The organism is Paraburkholderia sp. CI2 (assembly GCF_014201055.1).
GTDB classification, from domain to species: domain Bacteria; phylum Pseudomonadota; class Gammaproteobacteria; order Burkholderiales; family Burkholderiaceae; genus Paraburkholderia; species Paraburkholderia tuberum.
The window spans coordinates 196,830-209,828 of sequence record NZ_JACHDL010000007.1; the positions used below are offsets into that span (position 1 = coordinate 196,830).

Genomic DNA, 12,999 nt, shown 5'->3' on the forward strand with positions numbered 1-12,999 from the left:
CCTGCCCTGATGAGAAGAAGGACAGTCGCGCTACGGCGTGTCTGTTTCCGCTCTTTCTTTTCGACGCCGGTTCGCGTTACTGCTTGCCGAACTCGTCGCCCATCTCGCGCGCCCGCGCGTCGGCGGCCAGTGCGCCGCGCACGATCGCGTCCTTGATGCCGCTCGCTTCGAACGAGGCGAGTGCTGCCGCGGTCGTGCCGCCTTTGGATGTCACGCGCTCGCGCAGCACGCTCGGCGGCTCGTCGGAGTTGGCCGCGAGTTGCGCGGCGCCCGTGAAGGTCGCGACCGCCAGCGCGCGGCCCTGCGCTTCGTCCATACCAAGCTGGCGCGCGGCTTCCTGCAGCGCTTCAATGAAATAGAACACGTAGGCCGGCCCGCTGCCCGAGATCGCGGTGACCGCGTCGATCTTCGCTTCGTCGTCGAACCAGACGGTTTCGCCGACCGCGCCGAGCACCTGCGACGCGAGCGCGCGGCCCGCTTCGTCGACGCTGCCGCTGGCGACGAGACCCGTGACGCCCATGCCGATCAGCGCCGGCGTATTCGGCATCACGCGCACGACGCGGTTGTGGCCAGCGAGCCAGCGCGACATGTCGCCGATCCGAATGCCCGCGACGATGCTGACGACGAGTTGCGACGCGCGCAGATGCGGCGCCAGCGTCCCGGCGACGCTCTTCAGGATCTGCGGCTTCACCGCGAGCACGACCGCGTCGTAGTCGGCGAGCGTGACGTCGGCGGCCGCGCCGGTGCGGATGCCGAATTGCTGCTCGTTGCGCTGGCGCGCGTCTTCGTTCGGATCGACCGCGTACAGGTCCGCGGGCGCGACGCCCCGCTTGATGAGGCCGCCGATCAACGCCGCGGCCATGTTGCCGCCGCCGATAAACGCAATTTTCATGATGGTCCGGGTAGGTTCAGATGAGATGCGGTGAGGGCTTCGCGCAGCCAGGTTCGCGCAAGGCCCGTGGAAATGCTCAGCGCAAATAATCGCGTGCGCCGAAGATCGCGGTGCCGACGCGCACGATCGTCGCGCCTTCGAGCACGGCTGCTTCAAGATCGGCCGACATGCCCATCGACAGCGTATCGAGCGCGAGCCCGTCGTTACGCAAGCGCTCGAACAGCTCGCGCAATTGGCGATGCGGCGCGCGTTGTTCTGCGAGATCGCCGCCCGGTTCGGGAATCGACATCAGTCCGCGCAGCTTCAGCTTCGGCAGCGCGGCGATCTGCTGCGCGATAGCGGCCGCCTCGGCGATGGCGACGCCACTCTTCGACGCCTCACCGCTGACGTTGACCTGCAGGCACACGTTGAGCGGCGGCAGGTTGTCCGGGCGCTGCTCCGACAGCCGCTGCGCGATCTTCAGCCGATCGACCGAATGTACCCAGTCGAAATGCTCGGCGACGGGCCGCGTCTTGTTCGATTGCAGCGGCCCGATGAAATGCCATTCGAGCGACGCGCGCAGATCGGCAAGTGTCTGGATCTTGTCGAGCGCTTCCTGCACGTAGTTCTCGCCGAATGCGCGCTGACCGGCCGCATGAGCGGCGCGCACGGCATCGGCGGGAAACGTCTTGGAGACCGCGAGCAGCGTCACAAACTGCGCGTCGCGGTGGGCCGCTTGCGCGGCCCTGGCGATGCGCTCGTGCACGTCGGCGAGATTGTGAGGCAGATCGGACATGGAACGAACCGGTGTTCAGCGAAGACGATGCCCCGATTATACGGACAGCATGTGCTCAACCAGTTCGATCCAGTGCGCGACGGGCGTCGACGTACCGCTTTGCAGATGCGCGATGCAACCGACGTTCGCCGACACGATCACCTGCGGCTCCTGCGCCTGCAAACGCTCGAGCTTCTGGTCGCGCAGCGCGTACGACAGGCGCGGCTGCAGCAGCGAGTAGGCGCCGGCCGAGCCGCAGCACAGATGGCTGTCGGCGGGCAGGCGCACTTCGACGCCGAGGGCGCTGAGCAGTTGCTCGACCTTGCCGCGGATCTGCTGGCCATGCTGCAGCGTGCAGGGTGGATGAAACGCGACCGTGTGTACCGAGCGGCGGCGCGTGATGGCGACGAGCTGTTCTTCGAACTCGGGCAGGATCTCGGAGACGTCGCGCGTCAATTCGACGATGCGGCGCGCCTTCTCGGCATAGTTCGGATCGAGGCGCAGCAGGTGCGCGTATTCCTTGACCGTCGCGCCGCAGCCCGACGCGTTCATCACGATCGCTTCAACGCCCTGTTCGACGTAGGGCCACCATGCGTCGATGTTCGCGCGCAGGTCGTCGAGCGCTTCGTCGTGGTAGCCGAGGTGCAGGCGGATCGCGCCGCAGCAGCCGGCGTCGGGTGCGATCAGCGTTTCGATGCCGAGCGCATCGAACACGCGCGCGGTCGCGATGTTGACGTTCGGCATCATCGACGGTTGCACGCAGCCCGCCAGCATCAGCACCTTGCGTTCGTGTTTTGCGCTCGGCCATTCGAGCGGGTGTTGGCGCGCGGGCACCTTGTCGCGCAGCTTCTTCGGCAGCAGGCCGCGCACGTGCTGACCCAACCGCATCGCCGGCGTGAAGATCGCGCTGTTCGGCAGCACGCTCGCGAGCAGGCGTCGCATCAGCCGCTGATTGAGCGGACGCGTGACTTTCTCTTCGGTGAGCTTGCGGCCGATTTCGACGAGCCGTCCATATTGCACGCCCGACGGGCAGGTCGATTCGCAATTGCGGCAGGTCAGGCAGCGGTCGAGGTGAACCTGCGTGCTGCGCGTGACCGGCGCGCCTTCGACCATCTGCTTGATCAGATAGATGCGCCCGCGCGGGCCGTCGAGCTCGTCGCCAAGCAGTTGGTAGGTTGGGCAGGTGGCGGTGCAAAAACCGCAATGCACGCATTTGCGCAGGATGGCGTCCGCCTCGTTGCCATCGGGCGTATTACGAATGAAGTCCGCGAGGTTGGTTTGCATCGCGTCGCTCAGAAGTCGGAGTAGAGACGGCCGCGGTTGAAGATGCGGGCCGGGTCGAATGCATGTTTGAGGCCGCGATGGATTTTCATCAGCGGCGCGGGCAGCGGTGTGAATACGCCGGCGCTGCGGTCGTAGCCGTGGCCGCTGCGGAAGATGGTCGCGTGGCCGCCGGCCTGTTTCGCGCTGATGCGCACGGTTTGCGCGTCGGTGTCGGTGATCCACCAGCGCTGGCCGCCGCCCCATTCCATCAGTTGCGCGCCGGGCAGCTGCAGCGGCTCGGTGATCGACGGTAGCGCGAGACGCCACAGCGCGGCCTTCGGTGGAATGCCCGCGAAAAACGAATCAGTCTGTTCGCGCAGGCCGGCCCAGAAGCGTTCAGCTTCAACCGCATCGACGACTTCGCCGCCGAGCCCGGTGCGCGCTGCCTTGACCGCGGCTTCCGCGCCGCCCAGGCGCACCGCGAGCGTGCCGTTGCGCCATGCGCTCGCGGTGATCGGCAGGGGCCGGCCGCCCCATTCGTTGAGCTTGCGTACCGCGTCGGTGCCGTTCATGTCGAACTTCAGCGTGGCTTCGACCTGCGGCCGCGGCAGCACTTTGACCGACAGCTCGAGGATCAGCCCGAGCGTGCCGAGCGAGCCCGCGAGCAGCCGCGACACGTCGTAACCCGCGACGTTCTTGACGACCTGGCCGCCGAAGTGCAGCACCTGCCCCTGGCCGTTCATCACGACGGCGCCGAGCACGAAGTCGCGCGCGGCGCCGACGGCCGGCCTGCGCGGCCCCGAAATGCCAGCGGCGATGCAGCCGCCGAAGGTGGCCTGCGGCCCGAAGTGCGGCGGCTCGAACGGCAGCATCTGGTTGTGCTCGGCGAGCGCGGCTTCGATTTCCAGCAGCGGTGTCCCCGCGCGCGCGGTGATCACGAGCTCGGCCGGATCGTACGCGATGATGCCGCGATAAGCGCGCGTGTCGAGGATCTCACCTTCCAGCGTCTGGCCATACCAGTCTTTGGTGCCGCCGCCGCGGATGCGCACCGCGCGTCCCTCGGCGCTGGCCGAACGCACGCGTTCGGACCATACGGCGACGATGTCGTCCTCTTCCATGGTGTCCTGCTCGTTGTGTTTCGTTTGATTGTACCGGGCGGCGGCTCGCTGGCAAGCCGGAGCGCACCCGCATGACGGGGCGCGGCATCGGTCTGGAGGGGAGGGCGCAAAGCGCCGCGCAGGCCGCGCCAGCATCAGCGCGGGCGCGGCGAACGGTGGATGCGCGCTGCAAACGCCAGCCGCTAGAAGCGCGGCAGCTCGGGATGAGGCAGCAGGCCGCCGCGCACGTGCATCTTGCCGTATTCGGCACAGCGCGCCCGCGTCGGGATGCCCTTGTCGGGGTTCAACAGGCCGGGCGCGTCGAATGCTCGCTTGACTGCGTGGAATGTGTCGCGCTCTTCGGGCGAGAACTGCACGCACATCGAATTGATCTTCTCGATGCCGACGCCATGCTCGCCCGTCACCGTGCCGCCCAGCTCGACGCAAGCTTCGAGGATGTCGCAACCGAACAACTCGGCGCGATGCCACTCGTCCTGGTCGTTGCCGTTGAACAGGATCAGCGGGTGCATGTTGCCGTCGCCGGCATGGAATACGTTGATGCAGCGCAACTGGTAGGTCTTCTCCATCTCCTCGATGCGCGCGAGCAGCGGCCCGATACTGCGGCGCGGCACGGTACCGTCCATGCAGTAGTAGTCCGGCGAAATGCGGCCGGCGGCCGGAAACGCGTTCTTGCGCCCGGACCAGAAGCGCAGGCGCTCGGCTTCCGTGCGTGAAATCTGGATACGGGTCGCGCCGTGCTCGCGCAGCACCGCGGTCATGCGCACGATCTCGGCCGCGACTTCCTCGGGCGTGCCGTCCGATTCGCACAGCAGGATCGCCGCCGCGTCGAGGTCGTAGCCGGCGTTGACGAACTCCTCGACCGCGCGCGTGGCGGGCTTGTCCATCATCTCGAGGCCGGCCGGAATGATGCCCGCCGCGATGATGCCCGCAACGGCGTCGCCGCCTTTGACGACGTCGTCGAAGCTGGCCATGATGACCTGCGCGGTTTGCGGCTTCGGGATCAGCTTGACGGTGACCTCGGTGACGATCGCGAACATGCCCTCGCTGCCAATCAGCACCGCGAGCAGATCGAGCCCCGGCGCGTCAGGCGCGAGCGAGCCGAATTCGACGATCTCGCCTTCCATCGTGACCGCGCGCACGCGCAGCACGTTGTGCACGGTGAGGCCGTACTTCAGGCAATGCACGCCGCCCGAATTCTCCGACACGTTGCCACCGATCGTGCAGGCAATCTGCGACGACGGATCCGGCGCATAGTAAAGACCATACGGCGCCGCGGCTTCGGAGATCGCCAGATTGCGCACGCCCGGCTGCACGGTCGCGATGCGCGCGTACGAGTCGACTTCGACGATGTTGCGAAAGCGCGCGAGCGATACCACCACGCCGTGCCGAATCGGCATCGCGCCGCCGGACAGCCCGGTGCCCGCGCCGCGCGGCACGATGGGCACCTCGAGGCGATGGCAGATCTGCACGATGCGCTGCACCTGCGATTCGGTTTCCGGCAACACGACCGCGAGCGGCAAACGCCGGTACGCGGCGAGTCCGTCGCATTCGTACGCGACGGTGTCTTCTTCGCGATACAGCAGACAGTGGGTCGGCAGCACGGCCATCAGCGCCTGCACGACTTCGCGCTGACGCTGCGCGAGGACTTCGGCCGACAGTTCAGCGGGGGCGTTCATGTGAGTTGTCTCCTCGTGGCTTGCGCCGGTCCGGCTTGCTGGTTCGAGCCGGCTGTTTCGTGCTGCCTGCTTCGCATCACTTGCGTGTTCAGCTTGGCGCGGTTGCCGCCGGGCGTGTCAGCGGTTTGCCGCGGCCGGCATGCGCAGTGTCGATCAGGCCGCCGCCCAGGCGAAAATCTTGCCCGGGTTCATCAGATTGCGAGGGTCTAGCGCGTGCTTGATGGAGCGCATCGTGTCGACCGCGACGTCGCCGTGCTCCTCGAGCAGAAAGCCCATCTTGTGCAGGCCGATGCCATGCTCGCCGGTGCAGGTGCCGTCCATCCGCAGCGCGCGCTGCACGATGCGATGGTTCAGGCGCTCGGCCTCCTCGAGCTCTTCGGGCTTGTCCGGGTCGATCAGGATCGCGACGTGGAAGTTTCCGTCGCCGACATGGCCGACGATCGGGCAGGGCAGCGGCGACGCCAACAGATCCTGCTCCGTTTCGACCACACACTCCGCGAGACGCGAGATCGGCACGCAGACGTCGGTGGTGACCGCGCGCGAGCCGGGCTTCAGTTGCAGCATCGCGAAATAGGCGTTGTGACGCGCGGTCCACAGACGGCTGCGGTCTTCGGGGCGCGTCGCCCATTCGAAGCCTTCACCGGCATTCTGTGCGGCGATTTCCTCCACGAGTTCGGCCTGTTCCTTGACGCCGGCCTCGGTGCCGTGAAATTCGAAGAACAATGTGGGCGCTTCGCGCAGTGTCAGATTCGAATGGCGATTGATCGAGCGGATCGCAAGTGAATCGACGAACTCGACACGCGCGATCGGCACGCCGATCTGGATCGTCTCGATGACCGCGCGCACCGCATCGCCCATCGACGGGAACCTGCACACCGCGGCCGACACCGCCTCCGGCTGCGGATAGAGGCGCAGCGTGATTTCCGTTATCACGCCGAGCGTGCCTTCCGAGCCGACGAACAGGCGCGTGAGGTCGTACCCCGCCGACGATTTGCGTGCGCGCGAGCCGGTCTTGATCACGCGGCCATCGGCGAGCACGACCGTCAGGCCGAGCACGTTCTCGCGCATCGTGCCGTAGCGCACGGCGTTGGTACCCGACGCGCGGGTTGCCGACATCCCGCCGATGCTCGCGTCCGCGCCGGGGTCGATCGGGAAGAACAGACCGGTGTCGCGCAGCGCTTCGTTCAGTTGCTTGCGCGAGATGCCGGGCTCGACGGTGACGGTCAGGTCTTCGGCGTTGATCGACAACACCCGGTTCATTTCCGACAGATCGATCGACACGCCGCCTTGCACGGCAAGCAGATGTCCTTCGAGCGACGAGCCATTGCCGTACGGAATGATCGGCACGTCGTACTGGCCGCACAGCTTGACGGCGGTTTGCACGTCTTCGCTTGTACGCGCGAACACGACGGCGTCAGGCAGTTGCGGATCGAACGGTGATTCGTCGCGGCCGTGGTGCGCACGCACGGCTTCGGCAACGGAAACCCGATCGCCGAAAGCGGCTTTGAGCTGGTTCAGCAATTCGGCGGGAAACGGCCGGCGTAGCGGCGCCGGCGGCACGGGATGGTTCACGCATGTCTCCTGTGTCGACCGGAGTTAGCGGCACAGCGCTTACTCCGGTCTCATGAAAGTTTCTTTAGATAACGGTCTGTTTGCAGCACGTGTTTCATTTTACGCCGTTCGCCCGCCAGGCAGCGCTGGGCCGGCTTCCGCTCATATAATGGCGGCGATTTCGCGATGCGTGCAATATGGACAAACCAGCTGGCAGCATCGTCACTAATACATGGGAGACGTCATGGGCAATCGCCTCAGCAAGATCGCCACTCGCACCGGCGACGACGGCACCACCGGTCTCGGCGACGGCCGCCGCGTGCGCAAGGACAGCGCGCGTATCGCCGCGATTGGCGACGTCGACGAACTCAATTCGAATCTCGGCGTGCTGTTGTGCGAGAACCTGCCCGAGAACGTACGCGCGGCGCTGGTCGCAATCCAGCACGACCTGTTCGATCTGGGCGGCGAGCTGTGCATTCCCGGTCACACGATGATTACCGAACAGCATCTCGCGCAGCTCGACGGCTGGCTCGCCGACTACAACGCCACGCTGCCGCCGCTGAAGGAATTCATTCTGCCGGGCGGTTCGCGCGCGGCCGCGCTCGCGCATGTGTGCCGTACCGTTTGCCGCCGCGCGGAGCGGGCGATCGTCGCGCTTGGCGAACACGAGGCGCTGAACACGGCGCCACGTCAGTACGTGAACCGGCTGTCCGATCTGCTGTTCGTGCTGGCGCGCGTGCTCAATCGCGCGGACGGCGGCACCGACGTGCTGTGGCAGCACGATCGCGGCGCGCCGTGAATGGCGACGCACATGTGCGCATGGACACGCACGGTGCTTCGCACGAGCCGAGGCTCAACCGACGGCGAGCGTGACCGGCTTGCCGATGCGGCTCAGCATTTCCACGAGCGTGTCGATCGTGAACCTGGTGGTTTTCTTGTTGACGACGTCGGACACGCGCGGGCGCGACACCATCAGGATTTCGGCCGCCTCGGCCTGCTTCAGATGATGCTGTTCGATCCACGTGGACAGCTCGGTCATCAGCTGTTCCTTGAGCAGCCGCGTGTCGTTGATCTGCTTTTGCGACGCCGCGTGAAGGCGCTTCGCTTCATCGGCGGAAAAACCGAGTTCGAGGAACACGTTCGCGCCGGCTCGCGTTACGTGACGAATGTTGGTGTCGATCGTCATGGCTGGGTGGTCCTGTAATGGGTGATGGCGCGGTAGCGCGTTTCGGCAATTCTTCTGTCGCGCGGTCCGAGCCTCTGCGTTTTCTTCTGAAAGCAATGCAGCACGTACAGCGCTTCGGCGTATTTGGTGACGTACATCACGCGAAAAATGCCGTTTTCGTCTCTGATGCGAATTTCGCGCGTTCCCGCGCCGATAGACTCGAACGGTTTCCAGTCGTCAGGGTCGAGTCCTGACTGAATCTTGTGAAGCTGAAACCCTGCGAGACGACGCGCTTCGTTGGGAAAAGCGAGCAAATCACGGTAGCTGGAGCCTAACCAGCGAATTTCTTTTTCCTGCTCCATCGCCACCTCATGTATAAAATCTTATACGCATTCTCCAGCCTGGTCAAGCGTGTAAGCGACCAGGCAACGAGCTATGACGATATCGAGGCGGCAGGCTGAGTACCATTCGTCCGAATGGCCAATAAAAAACCCCGGTTCGAAATTGAACCGGGGTTTTTTCTACGGACGGCTGACAAGCCCCCGCCGTGGTGGCGGGGCAGGCGTTCAGTTGCCGCTGCCGCGCGCGACGCGGCGCTGCCTGACCGCTTCGGCAAGGCCTTCGAGCACCGCGACGCTTTCGTCCCAGCCGATACACGCATCGGTAATGCTCTGGCCGTACGTGAGCTCGCAGCCTTCCTGCAGATCCTGGCGACCCGCGACGAGGTGCGACTCCACCATCACGCCGACGATCCGCTCGTCACCCGCGGCGATCTGACGGCCGATGTCCGCGCACACCGGAATCTGGTTTTCGTGCTTCTTCGAACTGTTCGCGTGGCTCGCATCGATCATCAGACGCGCGGCGAGACCCGCCTTGCCGATGTCCGCGCAGGCCGCGTTGACGTTGTCGGCGTCGTAGTTCGGCGTTTTGCCGCCGCGCAGAATCACGTGGCAGTCCTCGTTGCCCGCGGTCGATACGATCGCCGAGTGGCCGCCCTTCGTGACCGACAGGAAATGGTGCGGCTGCGAGGCGGCCTTGATCGCGTCGACGGCGATCTTCACGTTGCCGTCCGTGCCGTTCTTGAAGCCGACCGGGCACGACAGTCCCGAAGCCAGTTCCCGGTGCACCTGCGATTCGGTCGTGCGCGCGCCGATGGCACCCCAGGAGATCAGATCCGCGATGTACTGCGGGCTGATCATGTCGAGGTACTCGGTGCCGGCCGGCAGGCCGAGTTCGTTGATGCGCAGAAGCAACTCGCGCGCGGTGCGCAGACCTTCGTTGATCTTGAAGCTGTTGTCCATATGCGGGTCGTTGATGAGACCCTTCCACCCCACCGTCGTACGCGGCTTTTCGAAGTACACGCGCATCACGACTTCGAGTTCGCCGGCAAAGCGCTTGCGCTGCTCGATCAGACGCCCCGCGTATTCGATCGCGGCCTTCGGATCGTGAATCGAGCACGGGCCGATCACGACGATCAGACGATCGTCCATGCCGTGCAGAATGCGATGCATCGCGGTGCGCGAGTCGTAGATCACGTTGGAAACCGTCTCGTCGCAGGCAAATTCGCGGATCAGGTGAGCGGGCGGCGTGAGTTCTTTCAATTCGCGGATGCGGACATCATCGGTATTGTGCGGGGGCATGTTGTTCTCCTGAATCGGTTCGTAGCGTGTTCGCGCGGGCAACGGGGGCGATCAGTCAGTGATCAAACAGCGAGGCCAGAGCGGACGACGATCAAAAAATGGTCAACGACAAAATGTCAGTCAGGTATCGAAAAGCGTGAGACGAAAAAAAACCGCCAGGCTAGCTGGCGGTTTTTCGGGAATTCTCGGTGTCCTGCGTGCACTAACACCCCTCTCGATCCGCCAGCGGTCTGAGATACCAAAAAAAGTAAAAATAAAACTTGGCGGACATGGCGAAGTGAATGCGTCGCTGGTCAAAAAGGGTGAGTGAGTTTATAACCCGGTACAGGCTCGGCTGACAAGCTGGGGCGTCGAAAAATGCGGAAAACCCGCACACTTCGCGCCTTGCGTGCGCGAAGCGTGCATCCGTGACGAAATCAGGCCGTGCCGCCGACCGTCATCCGCTCGATGCGCAGCGTCGGTTGACCGACGCCCACCGGCACGCTCTGGCCTTCCTTGCCGCACACGCCCACGCCCGAATCGAGCTTCATGTCGTTGCCGATCATCGTGACGTACTTCAGCGATTCCGGTCCGCTGCCGATCAGCGTCGCGCCCTTGACCGGATACGTGATCTTGCCGTTCTCGATCATGTACGCCTCGGAGGCCGAGAACACGAATTTGCCGTTCGTGATGTCGACCTGACCGCCGCCGAAGTTCACCGCATACAGGCCGTTCTTCACGGATGCGAGGATTTCTTGCGGGTCCTTGTCGCCGTTCAGCATGTACGTGTTGGTCATGCGCGGCATCGGCAGCGCCGCGTACGATTCGCGCCGTGCGTTGCCGGTGACCGGCATCTTCATCAGACGCGCGTTCAGGGTGTCCTGGATGTAGCCCTTCAGGATGCCGTCCTCGATCAGCGTCGTGCACTGGGTCGGATTACCTTCGTCGTCGATATTGAGCGAGCCGCGACGATTCGGCAGCGTGCCGTCGTCGACCACGGTGACGCCCTTCGCGGCGACCTGCTCGCCGATGCGTCCCGCGAATGCCGACGACCCTTTGCGGTTGAAGTCGCCCTCGAGCCCGTGGCCGATCGCCTCGTGCAGCAGCACGCCGGGCCAGCCCGGCCCGAGCACGACGGTCATCGCGCCGGCCGGCGCCGGACGCGCGTCGAGATTGACGAGAGCGGCGTGCACCGCGTCGTCGACATAGCGCGACAGCACTTCATCGGTGAAATAGCCGTAGTCGAAACGCCCGCCGCCGCCGCCGCTGCCGATTTCGCGGCGGCCGTTCTGCTCGGCGATCACCGTCACCGAGACACGCACGAGCGGCCGGATGTCGGCCGCGAAGCCGCCGTCGCTGCGCGCGACCAGCACCACGTCGTATTCGCCGGCGAGGCCCGCCATCACCTGCTGGATGCGCGGGTCGCGGCCGCGCGCCATCTGCTCGATGCGCTCGAGCAGCTTGACCTTGGCGGTGGCGTCGAGCGAATGCAGCGGGTCGGACGGCAGGTACAGATCGCGCCCGGCGATGCCGGTCAGCGACGACGCCACCTTGATCTTCTGCTTGCCGCCGCCTGCCTTGGCGATCGCGCGCGTGGCGATGGCCGCCTGGCGGATCGCTTCGGGCGACAGGTCGTCCGAGTAGGCGAACGCGGTGCGGTCGCCCGACACGGCGCGCACGCCGACACCCTGATCGATGCTGAAGCTGCCCGACTTTACGATGCCTTCCTCGAGACTCCACGCTTCGCTGCGGGTGGTCTGGAAGTACAGGTCCGCGTAGTCGACGCGGTGCGTGAAGATTTCGGCGAGCGTGCGCGTGAGCAGCGATTCGTCGAGACCATAGGGCGTGAGGAGGATGTCCTTGGCGGCGGCGAGATTACGGATACCGGGTTCGATGATGTTCATGCGAAGTATGTTCTGCTCGATACGAAGGGGTCGGGGAGCGCCTGCGTCGCTATATGCGTGGCAGGCGCCGCAGTTTCAATGTCGGTTTCAGGTCAGCACGCGATGACGCCATGCCGGCAGGCTCTGCCGCACTTCGTCGATGCGCGCGCGTTCGAGGTTGCCCGCGACCACGCCGGCGCCCTCGTCGCGCACCGCGACGATCTCGCCCCACGGGTCGATCAGCATGCTGTGGCCCCAGGTGCGGCGGCCGTTTTCATGTTTGCCGCCTTGCGCCGCGGCGAGCACATAGCACTGGTTTTCGATCGCGCGAGTGCGCAGCAGCAGCTCCCAATGCGCGCGGCCGGTCGTGTAGGTAAACGCCGACGGCACCACGATCAGCGCGCAGTCGCCCATGCGCCGGTACAGCTCGGGAAAGCGCAGATCGTAGCAGACCGATAGGCCGACCCGGCCGAATGGCGCCTCGAAGCTTTGCACCGAGGTGCCGGGTCGAATCGTGCGCGCTTCGTCGAACGATTCTTCGCCCTTTTCGAAGTTGAACAGGTGGATCTTGTCGTAGCGCGCGGCCTCGTTGCCGTTCGGGTCGAACACCAGCGTCGTGTTCAGTACGCGCGACGGCTCCGGTGCGTTCAGCGGCAGGGTGCCGCCGATCACCCAGATCTGGTGGCGGCGCGCGGCGTCGGCGAGAAAGCGTTGGATCGGGCCGTCCTGATGTGGCTCGCGCACGGCGAGCTTGTCGGTGTCCTTGAAGCCCATGAAACAGAAATACTCGGGGAGCAGCACGAGTTGCGCGCCGTCGGCGGCGGCTTCGGCGATCAGGTGCTCTGCGTCGGCGAGATTGCGATCGCGATCCGGCGAGCTGACCATCTGCAGCGCGGCGACCCGGAAGGGGCTGGCTACAAGGCCGCTGGACGTTGCGGCGGATGCGGATGAAGTGACGTGTGTTTCGCTCATGAGCGTGTCGAAAGACTCCCGGCGGGCGGCGGCGTGAAGCGCGGGCGCCGCATGCATGGTTCTGGGCTGGCTCGGCCCCGTTGGCGCATTGAGTCGATAGAGCGGC

12 protein-coding genes are annotated in these 12,999 nt (G+C 65.3%); 1 reads left to right on the forward strand and 11 read right to left on the reverse strand.

The window, feature by feature from the left end; all coding sequences use genetic code 11:
• Nucleotides 1-76: 76 nt before the first annotated feature.
• The 6 genes from proC to HDG32_RS12900 form a co-directional block, all read right to left on the reverse strand.
• Nucleotides 77-892 (reverse strand): pyrroline-5-carboxylate reductase, encoded by an 816-nt coding sequence (gene proC, locus HDG32_RS12875; RefSeq protein ID WP_184067259.1) that lies wholly within the window; start codon nt 890-892, stop codon nt 77-79.
• Nucleotides 893-968: 76 nt separating this feature from the next.
• The gene (locus tag HDG32_RS12880; RefSeq protein WP_184067262.1) at nt 969-1,667 is read right to left on the reverse strand and encodes a YggS family pyridoxal phosphate-dependent enzyme; all 699 of its coding nucleotides are present in this window, start codon (nt 1,665-1,667) and stop codon (nt 969-971) included.
• Between the two features lie 36 nt (nt 1,668-1,703).
• Entirely contained in the window at nt 1,704-2,930 is a 1,227-nt protein-coding gene (gene glcF / locus HDG32_RS12885) for a glycolate oxidase subunit GlcF (RefSeq protein WP_184067265.1), read from the reverse strand.
• 8 nt (nt 2,931-2,938) lie between these two features.
• Complete coding sequence (glcE, locus tag HDG32_RS12890; protein WP_184067268.1) at nt 2,939-4,027, reverse strand: glycolate oxidase subunit GlcE; 1,089 nt, start codon at nt 4,025-4,027, stop codon at nt 2,939-2,941.
• 182 nt (nt 4,028-4,209) lie between these two features.
• A complete protein-coding gene (locus HDG32_RS12895; RefSeq protein ID WP_184067271.1) occupies nt 4,210-5,703 on the reverse strand; it encodes an FAD-linked oxidase C-terminal domain-containing protein in 1,494 nt (497 codons plus the stop codon).
• 153 nt (nt 5,704-5,856) lie between these two features.
• Nucleotides 5,857-7,275, reverse strand: a complete 1,419-nt coding sequence (locus tag HDG32_RS12900) for an FAD-linked oxidase C-terminal domain-containing protein (RefSeq protein ID WP_184067275.1) — start codon at nt 7,273-7,275, stop codon at nt 5,857-5,859.
• Nucleotides 7,276-7,498: 223 nt separating this feature from the next.
• Between HDG32_RS12900 and HDG32_RS12905 the strand changes: the two genes are divergently transcribed.
• Entirely contained in the window at nt 7,499-8,053 is a 555-nt protein-coding gene (locus HDG32_RS12905; protein ID WP_184067278.1) for a cob(I)yrinic acid a,c-diamide adenosyltransferase, read from the forward strand.
• Nucleotides 8,054-8,107: 54 nt separating this feature from the next.
• On the opposite strand, the gene HDG32_RS12910 is transcribed toward HDG32_RS12905, so the two are convergent.
• The 5 genes from HDG32_RS12910 to HDG32_RS12930 form a co-directional block, all read right to left on the reverse strand.
• Nucleotides 8,108-8,440 carry a helix-turn-helix domain-containing protein gene (locus HDG32_RS12910; RefSeq protein WP_184067281.1) on the reverse strand — a complete coding sequence of 111 codons (333 nt, stop codon included), beginning with the start codon at nt 8,438-8,440 and terminating at the stop codon, nt 8,108-8,110.
• A complete protein-coding gene (locus HDG32_RS12915; protein WP_184067284.1) occupies nt 8,437-8,781 on the reverse strand; it encodes a type II toxin-antitoxin system RelE/ParE family toxin in 345 nt (114 codons plus the stop codon). The genes HDG32_RS12910 and HDG32_RS12915 overlap by 4 nt, the downstream gene beginning before the upstream one ends.
• Nucleotides 8,782-8,985: 204 nt before the next feature.
• Nucleotides 8,986-10,059 carry a 3-deoxy-7-phosphoheptulonate synthase AroG gene (gene aroG / locus HDG32_RS12920; RefSeq protein ID WP_090805593.1) on the reverse strand — a complete coding sequence of 358 codons (1,074 nt, stop codon included), beginning with the start codon at nt 10,057-10,059 and terminating at the stop codon, nt 8,986-8,988.
• 416 nt (nt 10,060-10,475) lie between these two features.
• Entirely contained in the window at nt 10,476-11,942 is a 1,467-nt protein-coding gene (gene tldD, locus HDG32_RS12925; protein WP_018419472.1) for a metalloprotease TldD, read from the reverse strand.
• Between the two features lie 87 nt (nt 11,943-12,029).
• Complete coding sequence (locus tag HDG32_RS12930) at nt 12,030-12,893, reverse strand: carbon-nitrogen hydrolase family protein (protein WP_184067287.1); 864 nt, start codon at nt 12,891-12,893, stop codon at nt 12,030-12,032.
• Between the last annotated feature and the right edge of the window lie 106 nt (nt 12,894-12,999).